General features: G+C 65.5%; 20 protein-coding genes and 3 rRNA genes (1 of these 23 only partly in view). 5 read left to right on the forward strand and 18 right to left on the reverse strand.

Going from position 1 to position 23,237, the window contains the following annotated elements; translation table 11 throughout:
• Nucleotides 1–126: 126 nt before the first annotated feature.
• Genes cyoE through HUT07_RS17775 form a run of 4 tightly spaced genes read right to left on the reverse strand, consistent with a single transcriptional unit; the run spans nt 127 to nt 3,535 of the window.
• Nucleotides 127–1,020: a heme o synthase gene (gene cyoE / locus HUT07_RS17760; protein ID WP_176022028.1), complete on the reverse strand. Its 894-nt coding sequence runs from the start codon at nt 1,018–1,020 to the stop codon at nt 127–129.
• A 4-nt stretch (nt 1,021–1,024) separates the two neighbouring features.
• Nucleotides 1,025–2,188, reverse strand: a complete 1,164-nt coding sequence (locus HUT07_RS17765) for a COX15/CtaA family protein (protein WP_176022029.1) — start codon at nt 2,186–2,188, stop codon at nt 1,025–1,027.
• Nucleotides 2,189–2,198: 10 nt separating this feature from the next.
• Complete coding sequence (locus tag HUT07_RS17770; RefSeq protein ID WP_176022030.1) at nt 2,199–2,768, reverse strand: hypothetical protein; 570 nt, start codon at nt 2,766–2,768, stop codon at nt 2,199–2,201.
• A 50-nt stretch (nt 2,769–2,818) separates the two neighbouring features.
• Nucleotides 2,819–3,535: an SURF1 family protein gene (locus tag HUT07_RS17775; protein ID WP_176022031.1), complete on the reverse strand. Its 717-nt coding sequence runs from the start codon at nt 3,533–3,535 to the stop codon at nt 2,819–2,821.
• Between the two features lie 57 nt (nt 3,536–3,592).
• Between HUT07_RS17775 and HUT07_RS17780 the strand changes: the two genes are divergently transcribed.
• Nucleotides 3,593–3,811, forward strand: coding sequence for a twin transmembrane helix small protein (locus HUT07_RS17780; RefSeq protein ID WP_176022032.1), 219 nt, complete (start codon nt 3,593–3,595; stop codon nt 3,809–3,811).
• A 53-nt stretch (nt 3,812–3,864) separates the two neighbouring features.
• On the opposite strand, the gene HUT07_RS17785 is transcribed toward HUT07_RS17780, so the two are convergent.
• The 6 genes from HUT07_RS17785 to HUT07_RS17810 form a co-directional block, all read right to left on the reverse strand.
• Nucleotides 3,865–4,740, reverse strand: a complete 876-nt coding sequence (locus HUT07_RS17785) for a cytochrome c oxidase subunit 3 (protein ID WP_176022033.1) — start codon at nt 4,738–4,740, stop codon at nt 3,865–3,867.
• 14 nt (nt 4,741–4,754) lie between these two features.
• Nucleotides 4,755–5,345, reverse strand: a complete 591-nt coding sequence (locus HUT07_RS17790; RefSeq protein ID WP_176022034.1) for a cytochrome c oxidase assembly protein — start codon at nt 5,343–5,345, stop codon at nt 4,755–4,757.
• The gene (locus HUT07_RS17795) at nt 5,342–5,554 is read right to left on the reverse strand and encodes a hypothetical protein (protein WP_176022035.1); all 213 of its coding nucleotides are present in this window, start codon (nt 5,552–5,554) and stop codon (nt 5,342–5,344) included. Before HUT07_RS17795 ends, HUT07_RS17790 begins: the two co-directional genes overlap by 4 nt.
• Nucleotides 5,555–5,562: 8 nt before the next feature.
• Nucleotides 5,563–7,170, reverse strand: coding sequence for a cytochrome c oxidase subunit I (gene ctaD, locus HUT07_RS17800; RefSeq protein ID WP_176022036.1), 1,608 nt, complete (start codon nt 7,168–7,170; stop codon nt 5,563–5,565).
• 61 nt (nt 7,171–7,231) lie between these two features.
• Nucleotides 7,232–8,185, reverse strand: coding sequence for a cytochrome c oxidase subunit II (coxB, locus tag HUT07_RS17805; protein ID WP_176022037.1), 954 nt, complete (start codon nt 8,183–8,185; stop codon nt 7,232–7,234).
• A gap of 11 nt (nt 8,186–8,196) precedes the next feature.
• Nucleotides 8,197–8,673 carry a DUF2244 domain-containing protein gene (locus HUT07_RS17810; protein ID WP_176022038.1) on the reverse strand — a complete coding sequence of 159 codons (477 nt, stop codon included), beginning with the start codon at nt 8,671–8,673 and terminating at the stop codon, nt 8,197–8,199.
• 273 nt (nt 8,674–8,946) lie between these two features.
• On the opposite strand from HUT07_RS17810, the gene putA reads away from it, so the two are divergent.
• Nucleotides 8,947–12,165 (forward strand): bifunctional proline dehydrogenase/L-glutamate gamma-semialdehyde dehydrogenase PutA, encoded by a 3,219-nt coding sequence (gene putA / locus HUT07_RS17815; protein WP_176022039.1) that lies wholly within the window; start codon nt 8,947–8,949, stop codon nt 12,163–12,165.
• A 119-nt stretch (nt 12,166–12,284) separates the two neighbouring features.
• Here putA and HUT07_RS17820 read toward each other — a convergent pair whose 3' ends face one another.
• From HUT07_RS17820 to HUT07_RS17830, 3 genes are all read right to left on the reverse strand, one after another.
• On the reverse strand, nt 12,285–13,358 hold the full coding sequence (locus tag HUT07_RS17820; RefSeq protein ID WP_176022040.1) for an AAA family ATPase: 1,074 nt from the start codon (nt 13,356–13,358) through the stop codon (nt 12,285–12,287).
• Complete coding sequence (pnuC, locus tag HUT07_RS17825; protein WP_176022041.1) at nt 13,345–13,953, reverse strand: nicotinamide riboside transporter PnuC; 609 nt, start codon at nt 13,951–13,953, stop codon at nt 13,345–13,347. The genes HUT07_RS17820 and pnuC overlap by 14 nt, the downstream gene beginning before the upstream one ends.
• A gap of 138 nt (nt 13,954–14,091) precedes the next feature.
• A complete protein-coding gene (locus HUT07_RS17830; RefSeq protein WP_176022042.1) occupies nt 14,092–15,519 on the reverse strand; it encodes an outer membrane protein transport protein in 1,428 nt (475 codons plus the stop codon).
• Nucleotides 15,520–15,745: 226 nt separating this feature from the next.
• Between HUT07_RS17830 and HUT07_RS17835 the strand changes: the two genes are divergently transcribed.
• Entirely contained in the window at nt 15,746–16,438 is a 693-nt protein-coding gene (locus HUT07_RS17835; protein WP_025878304.1) for a rhomboid family intramembrane serine protease, read from the forward strand.
• An 83-nt stretch (nt 16,439–16,521) separates the two neighbouring features.
• Here HUT07_RS17835 and HUT07_RS17840 read toward each other — a convergent pair whose 3' ends face one another.
• Both HUT07_RS17840 and HUT07_RS17845 read right to left on the reverse strand, forming a co-directional pair.
• Nucleotides 16,522–17,991 (reverse strand): S41 family peptidase, encoded by a 1,470-nt coding sequence (locus tag HUT07_RS17840; protein ID WP_176022043.1) that lies wholly within the window; start codon nt 17,989–17,991, stop codon nt 16,522–16,524.
• A gap of 107 nt (nt 17,992–18,098) precedes the next feature.
• Nucleotides 18,099–19,331, reverse strand: a complete 1,233-nt coding sequence (locus HUT07_RS17845; protein WP_303246015.1) for a peptidoglycan DD-metalloendopeptidase family protein — start codon at nt 19,329–19,331, stop codon at nt 18,099–18,101.
• A 169-nt stretch (nt 19,332–19,500) separates the two neighbouring features.
• Here HUT07_RS17845 and HUT07_RS17850 point away from each other — a divergent pair, with 169 nt between their 5' ends.
• A complete protein-coding gene (locus tag HUT07_RS17850) occupies nt 19,501–20,163 on the forward strand; it encodes a hypothetical protein (RefSeq protein ID WP_176022045.1) in 663 nt (220 codons plus the stop codon).
• Nucleotides 20,164–20,240: 77 nt separating this feature from the next.
• On the forward strand, nt 20,241–21,956 hold the full coding sequence (locus tag HUT07_RS17855) for a M28 family metallopeptidase (RefSeq protein ID WP_176022046.1): 1,716 nt from the start codon (nt 20,241–20,243) through the stop codon (nt 21,954–21,956).
• A gap of 215 nt (nt 21,957–22,171) precedes the next feature.
• Here HUT07_RS17855 and rrf (HUT07_RS17860) read toward each other — a convergent pair.
• From rrf (HUT07_RS17860) to HUT07_RS17870, 3 genes are all read right to left on the reverse strand, one after another.
• A 5S ribosomal RNA gene (gene rrf, locus HUT07_RS17860) occupies nt 22,172–22,286 on the reverse strand.
• Between the two features lie 132 nt (nt 22,287–22,418).
• A 5S ribosomal RNA gene (gene rrf, locus HUT07_RS17865) occupies nt 22,419–22,533 on the reverse strand.
• A gap of 168 nt (nt 22,534–22,701) precedes the next feature.
• A 23S ribosomal RNA gene (locus HUT07_RS17870) occupies nt 22,702–23,237 on the reverse strand (it continues 2,345 nt past the right edge of the window).

Genomic DNA, 23,237 nt, shown 5'->3' on the forward strand with positions numbered 1-23,237 from the left:
GGATCTACTGAACGCTCGGGCTGCTGCGGGAAACCATCCACGCATGGCGTGGCTCTACTGTAGAGCCGAGCCCGTGCTCGGCTGATACCCGGGTAGATCCACGCCATGCGTGGATGCGTCAACCCATCACAGCCAGGGCAGGATCCAATGATCCACCAGCAGGAAGGCGAACAGCGCCATCAGGTAGACGATGGAGTAGCTGAACATCTTCATCGAGAACAGCTCATCCGGCGGGTTCAGCATGCGCCAGGCGTACCAGAGGAACACGGCGTTGAGCACGATCGCGCCGCCCAGGTAGAACGCCCCGCTCATGCCGACCAGATAAGGCAGCAGGCAGACCAGCGCCAGCACTACCGAGTACGCCATGATCTGTTTGCGCGTATGCACCACGCCATGGGTGACCGGCAACATCGGGATCTTCGCCTTGGCGTAGTCCTCGCGACGGAAGATCGCCAGCGCCCAGAAGTGCGGCGGCGTCCAGATGAAGATGATCAGTACCAGCAGCGACGAGTACGCCCAGTCCGACGAGCCCTGCATGCCGGTCACCGCCGCCCAGCCCAGCATCGGCGGCATCGCACCGGCCAGACCACCAATGACGATGTTCTGCGAGGTCGCGCGCTTCAGGTACACGGTGTAGATCACCGCATAGCCGATCAGCGAAGCGAAGGTCAGTACTGCGGTGATCCAGTTCACCCACAGCACCAGGATCGCCATCGACAGCACAATCAGCACACCGGCGAACACCAGCACCTGCCACGGCTTGACCTTGCCCACCACCAGCGGACGCCAGGAGGTACGCGCCATCTGCGCATCGATGTGCGCATCCAGCAGCTGGTTGATGGCCGCAGCTGCAGAGGCGGCAAGCCAGATGCCGAGGAAGCCGAGCAGGCCGGCACGCACCTGCTCCCAGCTGGGCACGCCCGGAATGGCCAGGACCATGCCGACCAGGGCAGTGAAGACGATAAGGGCGACGACCTTGGGTTTGGTCAGGTCCCAGTACTGGCGATAGTTGGAAAACATGGAATCAGTCCGGGGCACGCAGGCGAGCCAGCAGGCTGACCAATACAAACAACAGGGCAACGGCAACGCCGTTGTGCGCCACTGCCACTTCCAGCGGCAGTGCAAGCTTCACATTGAGGATGCCGAGGGTGATCTGCAGCACCAGCAGCGCGACCAGGGCCGAGGCCCAGCCACGCATGCTCGGCAGCCGGAACAGGCGCAGGCCCAGCCACAGCATGTAGACGGCAACGACAATCGCGAACAGGCGATGGGCCATCTGGATGGCGATGCGCGACGCACCGTCGAGCACGCCGCCTTCGTAGTCCACGCCAATGCCGCGCCACAGGGTGAAGCCCTCGGCGAAGTTGTGCTGCGGCCACCACTGGTTGGCGCAGCGCGGGAAGTTGTCCAGCGAGGCACTGCCGCCGCCGCACGCCAAGGCGGCGTAGTTGGCGCTGACCCAGCCGCCGAGCGCGATCTGGGTGACCAGCACCGCCACACCGATGCGCAGCAGCCACTTCAGCTTCGGTGCCTCGGCCAGGGTGATCGGCATGTGCGTTGCACGCCAGGCCATCCACACCAGCAGCGCGAACATCAGCATGCCGCCCAGCAGATGGCCCATCACCACGATGGGTTTGAGCAGCAGGGTCACCGTCCACATGCCCAGCAGGGCCTGGAAGATCACCACCGCCAGCGTCAGCAGCGCGGCGCGGGCCAGGTCGATGTTGCTCCAGCGCAGTGCCGCGATCAGCAGGATGGCTTCGCCGATCAGCGCCAGCGCGCTGGCGGTGCCATGCCATCCCATCATGTACAGCGGTATGCCGGCCGCCACCAGCACGCAGGCGGTCACCACCGCCGTGCTTCCGAATCGTCGCTTGCGCGTAGCCAGCAGGGCCAGGGTCAGGATCTCGATGCCGAGCGCGCCGGCCAGGAAGCGGTGCACCTGCTCACGCCAGGCCTTGTGTGTTTCCAGCGGACGGATCTCCGCCGCCGGATGCCCGATGGTCTCTTCCACGTGCTGCGGCCATGTCGCCTGCCCATAGCAGGTCGGCCAGTCCGGGCAGCTCAGGCCGGCATCGGACAGGCGCACGAAGGCGCCGAACATGATCGTGCTCGCGGTCATGATCATGGCGAACCACGCCAGGCGGTGGAAATTGCGGTGCAGCGCCGGACGCGCGGAAAGGCTCATCAAACGGGACTCACTTCAGTTTCAGCAACGTGGCCATGTCCTTGCGCAGGCCGCCGAGATCGCTCCCGGGGGCATGACGCATGATCACGAAGCCGTTCGGATCGATCACGTAGACCGGCAGACCTGCCGGATCATCGACGCCGGGCAACGCCGCGCGCAGGGCTGGCGACGGGGCCAGCGGCCGCAGCGCGGGCAGCGAGGCGATCGACGCCGGTGGCGTTCCCAGCCACAGGATCTCGACATTATCGGCGTTATGGCCGAACAGCTGCCACACCTTGCCCAGTCCCTGCGACAAAGTGACGCACTGCGCGTCGCAGGCACCGGCCGGTGCCACCAGCAGGCGCCACGTGCGCGCGTCGGGATTCCAGGGATAGGCCGCGCCATTGGCCAGCGTGGGCGGTTGCTGGCGCAGATCCACCGGCGGGTTCAGCAATTGCCCGCTGTTGCGATGTGCGGTCGGCTGCCAGCCGGAGAAACGCAGGATGGCGGCCAGCGCCATCGCCCCGAAGAAAACGGCGAACAGCAGCACCAGGGTCCGGCGGCCGTTGCCGCGCGCCTGCGGGGAGGTAGCAGTGTTCATGCGGGGCATTTTCTCATGGTTGGGAAAGGGATGCCGGCCAGCGGCCGGCACTACCGGGCAACGGGACGCCTTCTGCGCCATTCCAGCACCAGCGCCACCACCAGCACGGTCAGCGCCAGGCCGAACCACTGCACGGCGTAACCCAGGTGACGCTGCGGCGGCAGTGTGTTCGGCAGCAGGTCGAGATCGCGCTCATCGCCGAACGGCAACGCCGGGTCCAGCCGCAGCACGCGGTCGGGCAACGACGGCAGGCCCAGCGCAGCGGCGAGGCCATCGGCGGGAAGGCGACTGGCGAGCCAACGGCCAGCAACATCGGTGGTGGTGAACGCCGGGCCCAGCGCCAGCCCGGCCGAGGGAGGCGGCGCCAACAGGCCACGTACGTCCACCGGCGACGGCGGTGCCGGCACCACCGGCAACCTGCGGTCGGGCGGCAGCGCGCGCCAGCCCAGGTCCACCAGCAACACGCTGCCCGCATCACTGCGGAACGGACGATAGATTTTCACTCCGGCGCGACCGTGGCGGGTCTGGTTGTCCAGCAGCACCACGCCCGGCAGAAAGCGGCCGTGATCGGCCACGCCATGCAGCGCGCCCTGCGCGGACAGTGCCTGCGCCAACGGCATCGCCTGCGCCACCGCCGGGCCCTGTGCATCCAGCAGCGCCTGTTTGGCGTGCATCCGCTGCAGCTGCCAGAGCCCAAGCGCAGTGAATCCGGCCATTGCCAGCACGGCCATCAGCCATCCGATCAGGCGCGTGTGCTGGCGCATCATGACAAGTCCGCGCAAACGCGGTCAGATAGGCGCATCCACCCTGCCCTCGAGCCGCGCATGAGTGATTCGCTGAAGACCCTGCTGGTAGTCGCGTTTCTGATCGTCATCGTCTGGAATCTGGGCGCCGGCCTGTATTACCTGCTGGTGGACCGCGGCCAGACCAAGCGCACGGTCAATGCACTGACCCGCCGCATCGGAGTGTCGGTGGCGTTGATCGTACTGGTGATCGTGTGCATCTACATGGGCTGGATCAAACCGCACGGCATCGGCGGCTGACGCCACATCACACCAGGCAGCGTCGGCGGTTGCAGCTGCCGACGCCTGCGTGGTCAAAGCACGTAGACGAACAGGAACAGCATCAGCCACACCACGTCGACGAAGTGCCAGTACCACGCGGCTGCTTCGAAAGCGAAATGGTTGTCGCGGGTGAAATGCCCCTTTGCCGAGCGCAGCCACATCACGATCAGCATGATCGTGCCCAGCAGCACGTGTGCGCCGTGGAAACCGGTCAGCATGAAGAAGGTGGAGCCGTAGATGCCCGAGCCGAGCGTCAGGTTCAGTTCCTTGTAGGCGTGGATGTACTCCTCCGCCTGCAGCGTCAGGAAGCCCAGGCCGAGCAGTACGGTCAGGCCCAGCCAGGTCAGCAGCTGGCGACGCTTGCCCGCCTTCAGCGCATGGTGGGCGATGGTCAGGGTCACGCCCGAGGTCAGCAGGATCAGCGTATTGATCAGCGGCAGGCCCCAGGCCGGAATGGTCTGGAACGCGCCACCGATCGCTGCCGGGCCGTTGGTCGGCCAGCCAGCCGAATAGCCCTGCCACAGCAGCTCGTTGGTCATCACCCCGCGCCCTTCGCCGCTCAACCACGACAGGCCGAGGTGGCGGGTGTAGAACAGCGCACCGAAGAAGGCACCGAAGAACATCACTTCGGAGAAGATGAACCAGACCATCCCCATCCGGAACGAACCGTCCACCTGCCGGTTGTAGTTGCCGGCCTGCGACTCGCGCACCACATCGCTGAACCACCAGAACAGGGTCAGCACCAGCATCGCCACGCCGATGTAGAAGGTCCAGCGGCCCCAGCTGGCGTCATTGAGCCAGCTGGCCACGCCGACCATGGTCACCATCATCGCGATGGAACCGACGAACGGCCATTTGCTCTGGGCCGGAACGAAGTACACGTTGGCGTCGGTAGGTGTCTGGGCCATGGTCGGTATCCGGGTCAGGGAGCAGCGTGGGCGCCTTCCGAGGTGGCGGCCGGAGCCAGCCGATCGGACAACGCATCGTTGCGGTAGAAGGTGTAGGACAAGGTGATCGTCCGGATCTCCGGCGGCAGGTCCGGATCGACGATGAAGCGCACCGGCATATCGCGCTTCTCGCCGGCCTGCAGCGTCTGCGCAGTGAAGCAGAAGCACTCGGTCTTGCTGAAGAACCCTGACGCGCGCGCCGGTGCCACCGAAGGCACTGCGCTGCCGACCACGGCCTGCTGGCTGTCGTTGCGGGCGAAGTACAGCGCCTCGTTGAGCTCACCAGGCACCACATCCATGGTCAGCTGCTCGGGATGGAACGACCACGGCAGCCGTGAATTGACCCCGCCATCGAATTCCACCCGCACCGTGCGCTTGCCACTGGCGGCACCGGTGCTGGCTTCGCCGCCCGGGCCACGCTCCAGGCGCACGCCGAACACTTTTTCGCAGGCGATGCGATACAGCGGCACCAGCGAGAACGTCAGCAGGAACACCACTACTGCAACGCCAATCAAGCGCGGCAGGCCGGCGCTGCGTGACGGAGCGGTGGCCGGCGTTTCGCTCATCGACCGATCACGCCGCTGAGGATGAAACCGACGTAGACCAGCACAGCGATCGCGCCCACCCACAACGCGGTGCGCTTGGCGCGCTGACGCTGCAGCTCGATGCCGTGGATCTGGCTGTCGCTCGGGTAGAGCCGAGCCATGCTCGGCTGCTTTTCGTCAGCCGAGCATGGCTCGGCTCTACAGGTCTGCAGCGGGCTCTCGTTATGCATGCCCCACCTCAATGCGTGATGTCGTCGTGAGCCAGGTCACCCGGGCGGATGGTCGGCGGCGTAGTGAAGGTGTGCGCCGGTGCCGGCGACGGCAGCGTCCACTCCAGGCCGCGCGCACCTTCCCAGCTGCGTGCTTCGGCCTTCTCGCCGTTGCGCAGCGAGGACAGCAGGATCGCGGCCATCATGAACGGCGTGGCGAACATGCCGAATGCGCCGATCGAGCTGATCAGGTTCCAGTCGGCGAACGCCACCGAGTAATCGGGAATGCGCCGCGGCATGCCGGCCAGGCCCAGGAAGTGCTGCGGGAAGAACAGCAGGTTGACGAACACGATCGACCACCAGAAATGCACCTTGGCCCACTTCTCGCTGTACATGCGCCCGGTCCACTTCGGCCACCAGTAGTACACCGCCGCAATCAGTGCGAACACTGCGCCGGTCACCAGCACGTAGTGGAAGTGGGCAACCACGAAGTAAGTGTCGTGATACTGGAAGTCGGCGGCCACGATCGCCAGCATCAGGCCGGAGAAGCCGCCGATGGTGAACAGGATGACGAACGCCACCGACCACAGCATCGGGGCTTCGAACGTGAGCGAGCCACGCCACATGGTGCTGACCCAGTTGAACACCTTCACCCCGGTCGGGATGGAGATCAGCATCGTGGCGAACATGAAGTAGATCTCGCCACCCAGCGGCATGCCCACGGTGAACATGTGGTGGGCCCAGACAATGAACGACAGGAACGCGATCGCCGCGGTGGCGTAGACCATCGCCTGGTAGCCGAACAGCGGCTTGCGGCTGAAGGTCGGGATGATCTCGCTGACCACGCCGAAGGCGGGCAGGATCATGATGTAGACCTCGGGATGGCCGAAGAACCAGAAGATGTGCTGGAACATCACCGGGTCGCCACCACCGGCCGCATTGAAGAAGCTGGTGCCGAAGAACTTGTCGGTCAGCAGCATCGTCACCGCACCGGCCAGCACCGGCATCACCGCGATCAGCAGGAACGCAGTGATCAGCCAGGCCCAGCAGAAGATCGGCATCTTCAGCAGGTCGATGCCGGGCGCACGCATGTTGAGCACGGTGGCGATGATGTTGATCGCGCCCATGATCGAGCTGATGCCGGCGACGTGGATGGCGAACACGGTGAACGCGACGTTGTAGCCGCCCTGCAGCGACAGCGGCGGGTACAGCGTCCAGCCGCCGGCCGGCGCGCCACCGGGCAGCAGGAAGGTCAGCAGCAGCAGGCTGAAGGCCACCGGCAACAGCCAGAACGACCAGTTGTTCATGCGCGGCAGCGCCATGTCCGGCGCGCCGATCTGCAGCGGGATCATCCAGTTGGCCAGGCCGACGAAGGCCGGCATCACGCCGCCGAAGATCATCACCAGCGCGTGCACGGTGGTCAGCTGGTTGAAGATTTCCGGGCGGATGTACTGGATGCCGGGCTGGGCCAGTTCCAGCCGGATCAGCACGCTCATGAACGCGCCGATGACGAACATGATGAAGCTGAAACCCAGGTACAGCGTGCCGATGTCCTTGTGGTTGGTCGAGAAGAACCAACGCTCGAAGAAGCTCTGCGGATGATGGTGATCGTCGTGCCCAACTGCCGAGTGCGCCATTGCAAAACACCTCTCAGGATCGGTTGTCGCCGCGGCCGCGACACGGCCGCGGACAGTTACATCAGGCTCCGCTGGCCGCCGCGGCAGGCGCGTTGCCGGCCTCGGCGGCGGCCGGTGCTGCTGGCTGCGGCGTTTCACCGGCAGGCGCGGTGGGTTCGGCGGGCGCGGCAGGCGTCACCGGTGCAGGCGCCGGTTTGCGCTGCGCCAGCCACTGCTTGAAGTCCTCTTTGGACACCGCCTCGACCACGATCGGCATGAAGCCATGGTCCTTGCCGCACAGCTCCGCGCACTGGCCGCGGTAGACGCCGGGCTGCTCGATGCTGGTCCAGGCTTCGTTGATGAAGCCCGGAATCGCGTCCTGCTTCCAGCCCAGCGCCGGCACCCACCAGGCGTGGATCACATCGTCGGAGGTGATGACGAAGCGCACCTTGGTGTCCACCGGCAGTACCAGCCGGTTGTCGACATCCAGCAGGTAGTGCGGATGGCTCTCGCGGGTCGGCACCTTGCCACTCTGCCGCATGCGGTCGGACTCGCGGTCCAGGCGGCTGGTGAAGGTCACGTTCTCGCCCAGGTACTCGTACTTCCACATCCACTGGTAGCCGGTGACCTTGACCGTCATCTCGGCATCGCGGGTGTCGTACATCTTGATCAGGTTGGCCGTGGCCGGCCACGCCATCACCACCAGGATGATCACCGGGATCACCGTCCAGATCACCTCGGCCTTGGTGTTGTGGCTGAAGGTGGCGGCGACCGCGCCCTTGGACTTGCGGAACTTGAACATCGCGTAGGCCATGGCGCCGAACACGATCACGCCGATCACCGTACAGACGATCAGCGAGAGGTTGTTCGACTCCCAGGCCAGGCGCGAGGTCTGGGTCACCCCCTTGCCCATGTTCAACTGCCACGGCTTTGGATCGGCCGCCTGGGCCAGCGCCGTCCCCGGCATCGACAGCAGGGCCCCCATCGCGGCGGCCATTGCAACGCACTTCGTGCCCCACCCTCTGCTTTGCTTCATTGCCTAGACCCTTAGCGTCGTCGGTTGCCGCCATCGCTGGCGGCGAGCAAATCTTCAAGCGTTTCAACAAGCGTTTGACGTTCGGCCGGCGCGAGGAAACTCCCCACCTCCACCTGCCGGCCGCTGGATGCCAGCCGGACCCTCTGGTCGTCGGTGAGCAGGCGCACCCAGTGCGGGTGGGCCCGGAACACCGGCGATCCACCGGCTACGGGGATGACCTCCACGTACGCCGGCACTACCCGGATCTCCTCCTGCCGTTCACCGCTGCGCCACAACGCGCGCAACGCAGCTGCCAGCAACAGGCTGTACAGCAGCGCGAACAGGGGGGCGAATGCGTTGCCGGCCACCCACCCGAAGGCGGACACCAGCCACATCACTCCCGACAACACAGCAAACAACAGGACGAACTGCCGGGCATCGAGCGCCCGTGGGGGACGCAGTCGCAGCTGCGTACCTGACCCATCCGGAGCTGTAAGCACCTCGATCATGTCGCAACCGCGTTCCTGCCGCGGGAAACGTCTCGATGGTAGCCCTGCCCTCTCGCCAGTAGCAAGGGTGCATTCACACTTTTTCCGATGCTGCAACACAGCATGACCTCAACGGCACGGATGACGAATTCGGCACAAAACAGCCCGACTTTGCTGAACACGCTGAATCCACCACCGCTAGGGGCTATCAGCATTCATGAAGGTGGCTGCGCGGGCCTTCCTGAAGTCGAAAAAATGATTAAAATCGCCAAGTTTTCCACTGGCCGGACCGGCATGAACGCACCCTCCTCTCCCATTGCCGCCAGCGACGCTCCGCGTCCCTCGGCGCTGCTGTCGCCGGAACTGCCGGCGTCTCCCAACCCGTTCCGCCAGGCCATTACCGATGGCTGGCTGAAGGACGAGGCCAGCCATGTGCGCGAGCTGCTGGCGCAGGCACGCCTGCCGGCCGACGAGCAGGCCAAGGTGCAGGCGCTGGCCGCCGACCTGGTCGCCCGCGTGCGCGTGCGCGCAAAGGACCAGGGCGCGATCGAAGCCTTCATGCGCCAGTACGACCTGGGCAGCGAGGAAGGCGTGCTGCTGATGTGCGTGGCCGAGGCGCTGCTGCGCATTCCGGACCAGGAGACCGCCGACAAGCTGATCCGCGACAAGCTGGCCGATGCGGACTGGGAAAAGCACCTGGGCGGCAGCGACTCGGTGCTGGTCAACGCCTCCACCTGGGGCCTGATGCTGACCGGCAAGCTGGTGCAGATGAATGACGCCACCCGCGCCGATGCGCCCAGTGCGTTCAAGCGTCTGGTCGGCCGCGTCGGTGAGCCGGTGGTGCGCCTGGCCGTGCGCCAGGCGATGAAGATCATGGGCCACCAGTTCGTGATGGGCCGCACCATCAGCGAGGCGCTGTCGCGCTCGCACAAGGGCGACAACGCCAGCTACCGCTATTCGTTCGACATGCTGGGCGAAGGCGCGCTGACCATGAAGGACGCGCTGCGCTACCTGGAAGACTACCGTCGTGCGATCCACGCCATCGGTGGTGACCACAAGGCACGTGGTGGCCGCGCGGACGGCGACGTCAACAATGCCCCGGGCATCTCCATCAAGCTGTCGGCGCTGTACCCGCGCTACGAGCACGCCAAGCGCGCGCGCGTGCTGAAGGACCTGGTGCCCGGCGTGCTGGAACTGGCGCAGCTGGCCAAGAGCTACGGCATCGGCTGCACCGTCGACGCCGAAGAATCGGACCGCCTGGAACTGTCGCTGGACATCATCGAACAGGTGTTCTCCGATGCCTCGCTGGCCGGCTGGGATGGCTTCGGCGTGGTCGTGCAGGCGTACCAGAAGCGTACCCCGTACACCATCGATCATCTGGCCGACATGGCCCGCCGCGCCGGTCGTCGCCTGCAGGTGCGCCTGGTCAAGGGCGCCTACTGGGACGCCGAGATCAAGCGTGCGCAGATCGAAGGCTATGCCGGCTACCCGGTGTTCACCCGCAAGCAGAACACCGACGTGTCCTACCTGGCCTGTGCCAAGCGTCTGTTTACCCATGCCGACGCGATCTACCCGATGTTCGCCACGCACAACGCGCACACCATTGCGGCAGTGCGCAGCATCGCCAACGGCGGCGTGTACGAGCACCAGAAGCTGCACGGCATGGGCGACGACCTGTACGCCGAAGTGGTGCCGGCCGACCGCCTGAACCTGCCCTGCCGCGTGTACGCCCCGGTCGGCTCGCATGAAGACCTGCTGCCGTACCTGGTGCGCCGCCTGCTGGAAAACGGCGCCAACTCCAGCTTCGTCAACCGCATCACCGACGAGCGCGTGCCGATCGCCGACCTGGTCCGCGACCCGGTCGAGATGGTGTCCTCGTTCGAATCGATTCCGCATCCCAAGATCCCGCTGCCGGTTGACCTGCTGCGCAGCCAGAACCACGACAGGAAGAACTCCATGGGCGCCAATCTCGCCAACGACAACGAACTGCGCGCCCTGGCCGAGCAGCTCAACGCAGCAGTCAAGCCGTGGCAGGCTGCGCCGCTGGTGCCGGGTGCGAACCCGACCGGCGCATCGCTGCCGGTGACCAACCCGGCCGACACCCGCGACGTGGTCGGTCAGTGGCAGGCCGCCGATGCCGCCACGGTGCAGAAGGCGCTGGCCAATGCCGTGGCCGCGCAGCCGGCCTGGAACCGTACCCCGGCCGCCAGCCGCGCCGCCATCCTCGAGCACGCCGCCGACCAGCTGGAAGCGCGCATGCCCGAATTCATGGCGCTGTGCGTGAAGGAAGCCGGCAAGAGCCTGCCCGACGGCATCGCCGAAGTGCGCGAAGCGGTGGACTTCCTGCGCTACTACGCCAAGCAGGCGCGCGAGCAGTTCAGCCACGCCGAGAAGCTGCCGAGCCCGACCGGTGAATCCAACGAACTGCAGCTGCATGGCCGCGGCGTCTTCGTCTGCATCAGCCCGTGGAACTTCCCGCTGGCGATCTTCCTGGGCCAGGTGGCTGCGGCGCTGGCCGCCGGCAACAGCGTCATCGCCAAGCCGGCCGAGCAGACCAACCTGATCGGCTACTACGCCGTGAAGCTGCTGCACGATGCCGGCGTGCCGGCCGAGGTGGTGCAGTACCTGCCGGGCGACGGCGCTACCGTAGGTGCCGCACTGACCGCCGACCCGCGCGTGGCCGGCGTGGCCTTCACCGGCTCCACCGAGACCGCCCGTGCGATCAACCGCGCGATGGCCGCACGTGATGCCGCCATCGGTGTATTGATCGCCGAGACTGGTGGCCAGAACGCCTTCATCGCCGACTCCTCGGCGCTGCCGGAACAGCTGGTCAAGGATGCGATCGGTTCGGCCTTCACCTCCGCCGGCCAGCGTTGCTCGGCCGCACGCGTTCTGTTCGTGCAGGACGACATCGCCGACAAGGTGATGACGATGCTGGCCGGCGCGATGAAGGAACTGAAGGTCGGCAACCCCGGCCTGCTGTCCACCGACGTCGGCCCGGTGATCGACGCCGATGCGCTGAAGATCCTGCAGGACCACGCTGAGCGCATGGACCGCGAAGCACGCCTGATCGCCGCCGCCGAACTGTCCGCCGAAGCGGCCAACGGCACCTTCTTCGCACCGCGCGCGTATGAGCTGAAGGACCTGGGCCAGCTGCAGAAGGAGATCTTCGGGCCGGTGCTGCACGTGATCCGCTGGAAGGGCGACCAGCTCGACGCGGTGATCGACCAGATCAATGCAACCGGCTACGGCCTCACCCTGGGCGTGCATTCGCGCATCGACGAAACCGTCGACCGCATCAGCAACGGCGTCCACGTCGGCAACGTCTACGTCAACCGCAACCAGATCGGTGCGGTGGTCGGCGTGCAGCCGTTCGGTGGCCAGGGCCTGTCCGGCACCGGCCCGAAGGCTGGCGGCCCGCACTACCTGCTGCGTTTCGCCACCGAAAAGACGGTGACGGTGAACACCACCGCCGCCGGCGGCAATGCCTCGCTGCTGACCCTGGGCGACTGATTCCAGGCGTCATGCAGTGAACGAGAAACCCCGCGAAAGCGGGGTTTTTTTATGCTTCTGGTTTCTGTAGAGCCGAGCCCATGCTCGGCTGCACCGTGCAAGTCGAGCATGGCCTGGCTCTACAGATGCGGGACGACACTGAACCGGTGGTCCGCCCGCTTCACCAGCTCGCACTGCACCCGCGCAATCCTCGTCTCCAGATCACCTTCCAGCAACACGTACTCGACCCCACGCGCCTGCAACTGCTGCAGGTACCACGCGTGCTGTCGTAGACGGAAATCCTCCCCTACCCGCGTCCCATCCTGCTCGAACGGAATATCCGGCGCGCACAGGAACAGCAGGTCGTACGCACGCGCTGCGGCCCGCTGCAGCGGTTCTGGCGCTGTGCCGAACATCCAGCCGCTGTAGCCCAGCGTCACCAACGGCGTGGTATCGCAGAACAACCAACGATGCGCGTGCGGCGCGGCCTGGTCCTCGTGCTGCGGCTGGGTCGCAGCGATGCGCAGCAGATCCTGCGCCCGCAGCTCACCACCCTGTTGTTCCCACAACGTACGCCCGAACTCCGGCACCCATGCCGTGCCCAGGCGTTCGGCCAGCACCCGCGCCAACGTGCTCTTGCCGGTGGACTCACCGCCGATGAACGCCACGCGTTGCACGTGGTCGGCATACACCGACCCGCTCAGGCTGTGCCGATGCGCATGCGGGTCTGCGCGCAGTTCCGTACCACTGGCCTGGCCGATGTCGGTTGAACGCTCCAGCCGATGATGCTGCACCGGAGCATTGAAATGCTGCGCCAGGGCCGCGGCAAAACCATCGCCATAGTCCTCACCCGTAAACACCGCCTGCACCGGTCCACCGAACAACATCACGCACAGCCATGCAGTGAATGCACGTTGCACCTGCTCGCTGTCCGTGTCCTGCGGCAGCTTGCGCACCGCCACACCCTGCTGCTCGCACATCGCGGCCAGACGCGCATCATCAAGTACCACGATGGTGGCCTGCGGGAAGCGCGCGCGCAGCCAGTGCTCGCGCCGCGCGGCGCTGTAGCCGGCAAAGCCAGGCTGTGACCAGCCGATCACCAGCAGCTGCCTACAGCGTGTAGAGGCGAATTCGATCAGCCGCTCGTGGCCCAGGTGCAGCGGGCAGAACTTGCCGACCACCAACCCGCGCGGTACCCGATCAGGCAACGCCATCGGCCGCCGCGCCCGCGTTCGCTTCGGCACGCATCAGGTGCCGCCAGTGACGCAATGCCACCAGCGCGTTGATCCAGAAGCCGATGTACAGGATCGAGGTCAGATGCAGTCCTCGGCTGTAGTACAGCGGCACCGCGATGGTATTGACCAGCAGCCACACCCACCAAGATTCCAGCTTGCGCCGCATCATCAGGATCTGCGCGATCACGCTCAGCACCAGCACCGCCGAGTCGATGTAGGGCGCATACGCGTTGGTCAGGCGGGTCAGCATCCAGCCATAGCCGAAGGTTGCCAGCACCGCCAACGGCAGCAGCCAGCTCCACGCGCGTGCAGGCAAACGGGTGATGGGCAACGGCGCGCCGTGGTCGCCACGCAGCCACTGCCACCAGCCGAACACGCTGATGACCACGAAAAAGAACTGCAGGACCATGTCCGCGTACAGGTGCGAGCGCTTGAACACGGCGGCGAACAGCGCGCAGCCGACGATGCCCAGCCACCACGTATGCACGTTGTTGCGACCGGCCAGCAGGATCGAACCGGCAACGGCGATGTTGGCGGCCAGCTCCAGCTGGAAGTTCGGGTCGGACAGGTTCATGCCGCTATTGTCGCGTAGATCCACGCCCTGCGTGATTGAGCCAGTAGATCCACGCCATGCGTGGATGCAGCCCCCCGGAAAAAAAGAAGCCCCGCTTGCGCGGGGCCTCCTTCGTGCTGCTTCAGGCAATCGCCGGAATCAGAACTTGTACTGCATCGACGCAGCCAGCACGTCACCGGTGACCTTGTACTTGCCGACAACGTTGTTGGCGGTAGCGGAGGTCGAGTTGATGTTCGGATCCTTGGTGAACAGGTGGGTGTAGCCCACGCTGTATTCCATCTTCTCCGACGGCGCCCAGGTCAGACCCAGCGACAGCCACTTGCGGGTGGTATCCGGCACGCGGACGTCGCGGTGGGCGTCGGTGGTCGGGGTCTGGTCGTATGCCAGACCGCCACGCAGGGTCAGCTGCTCGTTCAGACGGTACTCGGTACCGATCGAAGCGAAGGTGGTGTCGCGGTAGTGGAACGGCAGCACGCTGTCGGGCTGGTTGGAGTCATAGTCGACGCGCACTTCGTCGAACTTGCTCCATGCAGTGCGCGACACGTCGGCCATGATCTTCCACTGGTCGTTCACGCGGTGCGTGAAGCTGACCGTGGCGCTGGCCGGCAGGGTGATGCTCGCACGGCCGTTGCTGTCAACGAAGGTACCCGGGGCAGCCTGCGCCAGGAACGCGGCAGCCGCCGGAGTCATGGTGAAGTCGGCCTTGCCGTCGGTGATCTTGTGTTCGACTTCCGAGCGGTAGCTGAAGGCGATGTTGGTGCCTTCCACCGGGCTGACGGTCATGCCCAGGGTGTAGCCGACGGACACTTCGTCACCCTTGATGCGCAGGTAGCCATCAGCGGTGCCCGGCGAGAAGCCGAGCTGTGCGGCCTGGCGGCCAGCGGCCTGGGCAGCGGCCTGGGCCTGTGCCGGGGTGCGGCCAGCAGCCAGTGCAGCAGCGGCGGCGCGCTGCTGGGCGCTGGCGTTGATGGCGGTACCACCGTCGACGGCGCTGGTCAGGTCGACATTCAGGCGCTCGGCGAACACCGACGCACCGAACGACAGGTACGGGTTGACGTCATAGGAGAAGGCCGCACCCAGGTCGATGGCCTGCAGTTCGGTCTTGACGCCGTTGTAGCGGCCGACCCAGTCACGGTCGTATTCGGTCTTGAAGCCGAACGGCACGGTCAGCGACACGCCGAAGTGCATGTTGTCCTTCTCGCCGAACGGCACGTGGAAGTACGCAGCCGGGACCGGGGCGATCATGCCGGCGTCGCCGCCGTTGCCGCCGGAAATCGGAGCGCCGTTGGCGTAACGGCCTTCGCCGCGGAACTTGGCGCCGAAGCTGATGGCGCTGACGTCACCCTGGATCTGGGTGCCTTCGAGCAGGCGCATCGAAGCCGGGTTGGTGGCGACCACCGAGGCATCGCCTTCGGCAGAGGTGGAACCAGCGAAGGCGCGGCCCAGGCCCTTGGCGCTGTTTTCCTTCAGCTGGAAGGCGGCGGCATTGGCGTCGGCGGCGGCCAGCGCACCGGCAACGCCGACGGCCAGCAGGGTCAGGCGGGCAATGGTGGAAGCAGTTTGCATCGTAGTTCTCTCTCCGGTAAGCGGTGATGGTGCTCTGAGTGCGCCTGCGCCCGTCAGGCCGGATGGCCTTTCGAAGCGCGCCGGATTCCCCTCCCGACATACGACGCCGTATGCGAGTATTACCCAGAGCCGTTAATGAAACAATAACAGCGCTGGCGCTTTCTTCGTCGCAAAAGCTGAACAGGCTCCCTCCCCGCCAAAAGCGCCCGCACGCTAGGCTAGTGCCATGTTTGTCTCCCTCCCCTCGCGCAAGAAGGCGACCCTGCGCTGGGCTACACCCGTGCTGTTTGCGGCACTGTGGCTGGCGTTCCTGTGGTCGATCTCGCGCCCGGACGACGCCCGCGGAAGCCTGTGGCTGGACTGGGGCGCCCTCTCCACAGGCTTGACCCACCCGCTGGACTGGTGGGCGACCCTGCAGGACGGCAGCGTGCTGCGCCTGTTCACCGCCCTGTTCCTGCACGCCGACTGGTCGCACCTGCTGGGCAACCTGGTGTTCCTGCTGATCTTCGGCCTGCCCGCCGAGCGGGTGCTGGGCCCGTGGCGGCTGCTGCTGCTGTTCCTGGTGGGCGGGGCGATCTCCAACCTGGTCGCGATCTACACCATGGGCAGCCCGGACCAGATCATCATCGGTGCCAGCGGTGCGGTGTCGGCATTGATCGGCGCCTATCTGGCGCTGTTCCCCGGCGCGCGCCTGGGGGTGGTGATTCCGCTGGGACTGTTCCTGGAATTCGTGCGCGCCCCGGCCTACCTGTTGATCGGCGTATGGGCGGCGCTGCAGGTGGTGTTCGCCTACATCGGCCCGACCTTCGGCATGGTGGCCTGGTGGGCGCACATCGGCGGCTTCGTGTTCGGCGTGGTGTACGGCATGTACGTGCGCGCGGCAATCGCACGGCGACTGCGCAAGCGGCACGGGTTCTGAGTCCCGGGTAGTGCCGGCCGCTGGCCGGCAATCGCCTGCGTCTTCCGCCCCGAGCCTATGCCGGGCATGGCCCGGCGCTACCGTCAGGGCTTGGCCGGAATCTCTGCGGGCTTTGCTTCCGGCTTTGCTTCCGGCTTTGCTTCCGGCTTTGCTTCAACCTTGGGCTCCGCCTTCGGCGCCGGCTTTGCGGCGGCCTTCGCTGCCTTGTCCGCTTCGGCCTTCGCGGCGTCTGCCTTCAAGCGCGCCGCCACCGAACCCGGGTTCTTCAGCTCGGCCAGCGCGTCGTTGATCGGGCCATCGCCCGGCAGAACGGCACCGGCGTGGTAGCCCTCGGTACCTTCCTCGTCGCCGCGCAGGTGGCCGGGCAGGGTCGCTTCGCTGTAATCACTCAGGCTGGCCGGCAATGCCTCGTCTTCCGGAGTCGGTGCGGCCTTCAGTTCCACTTCGGGCACGATGCCTGTCGCCTGGATCGATTTGCCGCTGGGCGTGTAATAGCGTGCCGTGGTCAGCTTCACCGAGTCACCGTTGTCCAGCGGCAATACCGTCTGTACCGAACCCTTGCCGAAGGTGCGGCTGCCGATCACGCGCGCACGCTTGTTGTCGCGCAACGCACCGGCCAGCACTTCCGATGCACTGGCCGAACCGGCATCCACCAGCACCATCACCGGCGCGCCCTTCAACAGGTCGCCCGGAGTGGCGTCGAAGCGTGCATCACTGATGCTGATGCGGCCACGGGTGCTGACGATGTTGCCCTTGTCGAGCAGGTCATCGGCCACCTGCACGGCAGCGGTCAGCAGACCACCCGGATTGCTGCGCAGATCCAGCACCAGCCCTTTGAGGTTGCCGCCGGACTGTTTCTGCAGCTGCTGCAGGTGCTTCTGGAAATCAGAGCCGGTGTCGGCCTGGAACGTGCTCAGGCGGATGTAGCCGTAGCCCGGTTCGAGCATGCGACTCTTCACGCTGGTCACGCGGATGGTCTGCCGGGTCAGGCTGACGTCGAACGGCTTGGGCTTGCCGTCGCGGACGATGGTCAGCACCACCTTGCTGCCGGCCGGACCACGCAACGGTTCGCTGGCGTCGATCGCGCTGATCGGCTTGCCATCGATGGCGATGATCAGGTCACCGGCGAGGATGCCTGCCTTCGCCGCCGGGGTGTCGTCGATCGGCGAGATGACCTTCATGCTGGCGTTGTCCGGCTGCTGCTGCAGCTCGACGCCGATGCCTTCATAAGCGCCGTTGGCCTGCTCGTCGAACGCCTCCGCATCTTCCTTGTTGAAGTAGGTGCTGTGCGGATCGAGGTCGAGCAGCAGGCCGCGCACGGCTGACTGCATCAGCTTGTTGTCATCGACCGGATCGACATAGGCCGCGCGCACCGCGTTGTAGACGGCCACGAAGCGCCGGATGTCGTCCAACGGCACCTTCGAGGTCACCGCCTCCTCGCTGCTCGCCGCCTTCCCGGGAGTTTCCTTCAACGGAACGGGGGCGGTCTGCTGAGCCCAGGACAGGGCCGGCAACAGAGCCAGCAAGAGGGTGGCGGTACGGGCTGCGCGCATGGATCACTCCTGTCGACGATGGCATCGTGCCCAAGGCACATGCACCGATTATGCGCGAAGCGTGGCTAAATTCCCGTTGAATCCGGCCTCCTGCGGCCAGGCGGAATTCAGCGCCGCTGCAGCCAGCTGTCCGGATTGACCGGTTGCCCACCACGGCGCAGCTCGAAGTACAGTGCCGTCACGCCCTGGCCACCGGAGTTGCCGACCTTGGCCACCGCATCGCCACGGCTGACCCGCGCGCCGGCATCCTTCAGCAGGGTGTCGTTGTGGGCGTACAGGCTCATGTAGCCATTGCCATGGTCGACAATCAGGATCATGCCGTAGCCGGTCATCCAGTCGGAGAACACCACGGTGCCGTCGGCCACGGCGGTAACGGTGCTTCCGGCGGGTGCGCCGATCAATACGCCGCTGCTGGTGCGGCCATCCGGCAGTTTGCCGCCATAGCGGGCCAGCAGATTGCCCGACACTGGCCAGCCCAGGCCCCCGACCTTTGGCGCGGGCGCGGAGGCAACTGCCGGAGGCACCTTGGTCGGCGGCGGTGGTGGCCGGCCGGCGGCAGCGGCCTGGCGGGCCGCGCGCTCGGCGGCGGCTTTTTCGGCGGCGGCCTTGCGGGCGGCGGCACGGCGCTCTGCCTCGGCACGGGCCGCAGCAGCGCGCAGGTTGGCCAGCAGGGTTTCCAGCGCCTTGGCATCCTGGCCCAGTGCCTGTTCCTTCTCGCGCTTGTCCTTGAAGCGTTCTTCCAGCGAAGCCACGGTCTGCGCGCGTTCGCGACGGTCCGACGCGAGCGTGGCCGCCTGCTGCTTCTGCTCCCGCTGGGTACCCTGCAGGTGCTGCTGGCGCTGGGCGATCTGCGTCTGCAGTGTTTCCAGCTCCTTCAGATCGGCCGTCAGCGTGGTGATCCGCTGTGCACGCTCGCGCTGCAGGTAGCGGTGATAAGCCAGCGCACGATTGGCATCAGCAACCGTATCCTGCGAAAGCAGCAGCTTCAGTGGCGCGTGGTTGCCGAGCTGATAGGCCGCACGCAACAGGCCAGCCAGTTCCTGATTCTGTTTTTCCAGGTTGGACTGCAACGCGGTGCGGCGCTGCTCGGCTTCGGCCAGCGCCCTGCTCTGCTCACGCAGCGCCGACTCCGTCTGGGCCAACGTGCGACCACTGCGTGCGACCTTTTCATCGGCCTCGCGCAACTGCTGCGATGCCTGTCCGCGCTGGCCTTCGATCTGCCGGCGCTCCTGCGCCACGCCCTTCAGCTCGGTGCGCAGCTTCTGCAGCTTGCGTTCGGCCTCGCGGGTCGAAGCAGTCTGCGCTGAACCCGGCAATGGCAGCGCCAGGGCAAGCGCCATTCCCAGCAACAGGCAACGTCCACCGCGCAGGGGGGGGATGTGATGCCGGCGTGAGGGGAAGACGTTGTTGCGCAAGGGCTTTCCAGTGACTTCAGGCAGATGCGGAGTCGTACGGGGAATGGTGACATCTCCGCACGCGGCCTGCCAGCCGCACAACAACGAGGTTCCCATGAAAGCTCTCTCCATTCCGCTGCTGTTGGGCATTGCGCTGGCCACTGGACCGGCCTTTGCCCAGGCGGACGTCAGCAAGGTCAACGGCAGCATCAGCGCCGATCCGGGCCAGCGCTACGGCAAGCTGGACACCGTCAATGGCGGCATCCGTGTCGGCGAAGGCGTGGAAACCGGCAGCATCGATACCGTCAACGGCGGCGTCAAGGTCGCCGATCGTGCCCGCACCGGCAGCATCGAGACGGTCAACGGCGGCATCCGCCTCGGCCGCGAAGTGACGGCCCATGGCGATGTCAGCACGGTCAACGGCAGCATCTTCAGCGACCAGGGCAGCCAGATCGAAGGTGGCGTGGAAACCGTCAATGGCGGCATCGGTCTGGTCGGCAGCCGCGTGCGCAAGGACGTGGAGACCGTCAATGGCGATATCACCGTGGGCATCGGCTCACAGGTCGGTGGCGGCGTGCATGTGCGCAAGCCGAACTTCAGCGTCTCGCTGACGGCCAGTCGCAAGCCGCGGGTCATCATCGGCCCCAACGCCGTGGTGAGTGGCAGCCTGCTGTTCGAGCGCGAAGTGGTGTTGTATGTCCACCGCAGTGCACGCATCGGCCCGGTCACCGGCGCCGACCCGATCCCCTTCGATACCGATACGGCCCCGGCCGACTGAGCCTGCGGCTTGGGCGATACTCCCCCTACCGGTCGCGCCTGCTGCGCGGCCGTCCCTTGTGTTTCCAGGAACCGATGATGCCCCGCAAACTCCTCCTGTGCCTGGCCGCTGCGGCCGCGCTCAGCGCCTGCAAAGGCGAAGACACCCCGGCTCCGGCGTCCAGCGCCGACAGCGCCGCCAAGCCGGCCCCGCACACGTTCTCAGCCGCGATCAACGCCGCCGACTTTGGCGAGATGGTGAAGACCCTGGCCTCCGATGAGTTCGAAGGCCGCTCGCCCGGCAGCAAGGGTGAAGAGCTGACGGTCAACTACATCCGCGACCAGATGCAGCGCATCGGCCTGCAGCCCGGCAACGGCGACAGCTGGTTCCAGGACGTGCCGATGACCGAGACCACGGCCAATGAATCGACCGTGCTCACCCTCACCCAAGGCGGCAAGACCACCGAACTGAAGTTCGGCACCGACATGGTGGTGGGCACCCGTACCGGCCAGACGGAAGTGAAGGTCGACGCCAGCGACCTCGTATTCGTCGGCTATGGCGTCGATGCGCCCGAGCAGAAGTGGAACGATTACGCCGGCCAGGACTGGAAGGGCAAGACGGTGGTGATGTTCGTCAACGACCCTGGCTTCCATGTCGATGATGAAAAGCTGTTCGACGGCAAGCGCATGACCTACTACGGCCGCTGGACCTACAAGTTCGAGGAAGCAGCGCGCAAGGGCGCCGCCGCCGCGCTTATCGTGCATGACACTGCGGGCGCTTCCTACGGCTGGGACGTAGTGAAGAACTCCTGGGCGGGCCCGCAGTACGATCTGCCAGCCAAGGACGATGCAGAACCGCGCCTGCCGGTGCAGGGCTGGTTGAGCGCCGACGCCGCCAAGGCGCTGTTCGCCGGCGCCGGGCTGGATCTGGACCAGGCTTACAAGGATGCCAGCAAGCGCGGCTTCAAGCCGGTGCCGCTGAAGGCAACCGCGTCGGTGGACCTGAAGAGCAAGGTCGCGCAGAAGCAGTCGCGCAACGTGGTGGGCGTACTGCCTGGCAGCAAGCGTGCCGATGAGGCCGTGCTGTACATGGCGCACTGGGACCACCTCGGCAAGCACGAGGGCGAACAGGGCGACAACATCTACAACGGTGCCGTCGACAACGCGACCGGTGTGGCCGGCATCCTGGAGGTAGCCGAAGCCATGGCCCATCAGGAACCCAAGCCGGAACGTTCGGTGGTGTTCCTGGCGGTGACCCTGGAAGAATCCGGCCTGCTGGGTTCGAAGTACTACGTCGCCCACCCGACCTTCCCGCTGGACAAGATCGCCGGTGTCATCAACATCGACGCGATGTCGGTGGCCGGGCGTGCCAAGGACGTGACGGTGACCGGCTTCGGCAGTTCCGAGCTGGAAGACATCCTCAAGCCGCTGGCTGCAGCCCAGGATCGCACCCTGCACGGCGAGACCTCGGTGCAGAGCGGCTTCTACTTCCGTTCGGATCACTTCAACTTCGCCAAGGCAGGCGTGCCGGCGCTGTATGCCGACGGCGGCGAAGACCTGCGCGACGGTGGCGTCGAGGCGGGCCGCAAGGCGGCCGCCGACTACGGTTCCAACCGCTACCACGGCCCGAAGGACGAGTATGACGCGGCGACCTGGAAGCTGGATGGCACGGTCGAGGACCTGCAGCTGATGTACGGCGTCGGCAAGGAACTGGCCGGCGGTGATCGTTGGCCGAACTGGTACGAAGGCAATCCGTTCAAGGCTGCCCGCGACACGATGATGAAGGCCAAGGCACCGGCCACTGCGCCGAAGTAAGTCCGCCAGCTGTTGAGTTCCAAAGAAAGCGGCGCCCCCTTGGGCGCCGCTTTTTTGTGCGTGAGTGCTGGAGCCCGGTAGTGCCGGCCGCTGGCCGGCAACCACGTGCAGCTGCGTGAGATTCATGGGGTGCCGGCCAGCGGCCGGCACTACCCGTCGTTTCCTGTGCACAAAGAAAAACCCCGCTGCGTGAGCAGCGGGGTTCTGGATGTAAACCCTGGCGATGACCTACTCTCGCATGGCTTAGGCCACACTACCATCGGCGCAGCTACGTTTCACTTCCGAGTTCGGGATGGGATCGGGTGGTTCCATAGCGCTAATTTCACCAGGGAGACGGTTGCAGCAGCGCTTGCAGCGCCAGCTCACGTACTTGCCCTTGGGGCGGAAGGAACTCAAAAAAGCAGAGCCTTCACTTAATAGAAAAAACCCCGCTGCATGCGCAGCGGGGTTTTTGGGTATAAACCCTGGCGATGACCTACTCTCGCATGGCTTAGGCCACACTACCATCGGCGCAGCTACGTTTCACTTCCGAGTTCGGGATGGGATCGGGTGGTTCCATAGCGCTAATTTCACCAGGGAGGCGGTTGGAGTGTCGCCTGGACGCCGTGTCTTTGCAGAGGCGGGCATGGTGATGCCAGCGTTGCAAAGAGACGCGCCTGAGCGCCTGCCTCTCGTTTGGTCTTGTGACGTAGCGTGCACTTGGATCTATCGACATGTCATGTCGGCCAAGGCAACTTGAGGTTATATGGTCAAGCCTCTCGGATCATTAGTATCAGTTAGCTCAATACATTGCTGTACTTACACACCTGACCTATCAACCACGTAGTCTACATGGTTCCTTCAGGGGGCTTGTGCCCCGGGAGATCTCATCTTGAGGCGCGCTTCCCGCTTAGATGCTTTCAGCGGTTATCGCTTCCGAACATAGCTACCCGGCAATGCCACTGGCGTGACAACCGGAACACCAGAGGTTCGTCCACTCCGGTCCTCTCGTACTAGGAGCAGCCCCTCTCAAATCTCCAACGCCCATGGCAGATAGGGACCGAACTGTCTCACGACGTTCTGAACCCAGCTCGCGTACCACTTTAAATGGCGAACAGCCATACCCTTGGGACCGACTACAGCCCCAGGATGTGATGAGCCGACATCGAGGTGCCAAACACCGCCGTCGATATGAACTCTTGGGCGGTATCAGCCTGTTATCCCCGGAGTACCTTTTATCCGTTGAGCGATGGCCCTTCCATACAGAACCACCGGATCACTAAGTCCTAGTTTCCTACCTGC

Origin of the sequence: Stenotrophomonas sp. NA06056, from assembly GCF_013364355.1 — a bacterium.
Classification (GTDB): domain Bacteria; phylum Pseudomonadota; class Gammaproteobacteria; order Xanthomonadales; family Xanthomonadaceae; genus Stenotrophomonas.

Bases quoted from the DNA above. Each gene is read 5' to 3' on its own strand.
- cyoE (WP_176022028.1), bottom strand. From the start codon at position 1,020: ATGTTTTCCAACTATCGCCAGTACTGGGACCTGACCAAACCCAAGGTC.
- HUT07_RS17765 (WP_176022029.1), bottom strand. From the start codon at position 2,188: ATGAGCCTTTCCGCGCGTCCGGCGCTGCACCGCAATTTCCACCGCCTG.
- HUT07_RS17770 (WP_176022030.1), bottom strand. From the start codon at position 2,768: ATGAACACTGCTACCTCCCCGCAGGCGCGCGGCAACGGCCGCCGGACC.
- HUT07_RS17775 (WP_176022031.1), bottom strand. From the start codon at position 3,535: ATGATGCGCCAGCACACGCGCCTGATCGGATGGCTGATGGCCGTGCTG.
- HUT07_RS17780 (WP_176022032.1), top strand. From the start codon at position 3,593: ATGAGTGATTCGCTGAAGACCCTGCTGGTAGTCGCGTTTCTGATCGTC.
- HUT07_RS17785 (WP_176022033.1), bottom strand. From the start codon at position 4,740: ATGGCCCAGACACCTACCGACGCCAACGTGTACTTCGTTCCGGCCCAG.
- HUT07_RS17790 (WP_176022034.1), bottom strand. From the start codon at position 5,345: ATGAGCGAAACGCCGGCCACCGCTCCGTCACGCAGCGCCGGCCTGCCG.
- HUT07_RS17795 (WP_176022035.1), bottom strand. From the start codon at position 5,554: ATGCATAACGAGAGCCCGCTGCAGACCTGTAGAGCCGAGCCATGCTCG.
- ctaD (WP_176022036.1), bottom strand. From the start codon at position 7,170: ATGGCGCACTCGGCAGTTGGGCACGACGATCACCATCATCCGCAGAGC.
- coxB (WP_176022037.1), bottom strand. From the start codon at position 8,185: ATGAAGCAAAGCAGAGGGTGGGGCACGAAGTGCGTTGCAATGGCCGCC.
- HUT07_RS17810 (WP_176022038.1), bottom strand. From the start codon at position 8,673: ATGATCGAGGTGCTTACAGCTCCGGATGGGTCAGGTACGCAGCTGCGA.
- putA (WP_176022039.1), top strand. From the start codon at position 8,947: ATGAACGCACCCTCCTCTCCCATTGCCGCCAGCGACGCTCCGCGTCCC.
- HUT07_RS17820 (WP_176022040.1), bottom strand. From the start codon at position 13,358: ATGGCGTTGCCTGATCGGGTACCGCGCGGGTTGGTGGTCGGCAAGTTC.
- pnuC (WP_176022041.1), bottom strand. From the start codon at position 13,953: ATGAACCTGTCCGACCCGAACTTCCAGCTGGAGCTGGCCGCCAACATC.
- HUT07_RS17830 (WP_176022042.1), bottom strand. From the start codon at position 15,519: ATGCAAACTGCTTCCACCATTGCCCGCCTGACCCTGCTGGCCGTCGGC.
- HUT07_RS17835 (WP_025878304.1), top strand. From the start codon at position 15,746: ATGTTTGTCTCCCTCCCCTCGCGCAAGAAGGCGACCCTGCGCTGGGCT.
- HUT07_RS17840 (WP_176022043.1), bottom strand. From the start codon at position 17,991: ATGCGCGCAGCCCGTACCGCCACCCTCTTGCTGGCTCTGTTGCCGGCC.
- HUT07_RS17845 (WP_303246015.1), bottom strand. From the start codon at position 19,331: ATGGCGCTTGCCCTGGCGCTGCCATTGCCGGGTTCAGCGCAGACTGCT.
- HUT07_RS17850 (WP_176022045.1), top strand. From the start codon at position 19,501: ATGAAAGCTCTCTCCATTCCGCTGCTGTTGGGCATTGCGCTGGCCACT.
- HUT07_RS17855 (WP_176022046.1), top strand. From the start codon at position 20,241: ATGCCCCGCAAACTCCTCCTGTGCCTGGCCGCTGCGGCCGCGCTCAGC.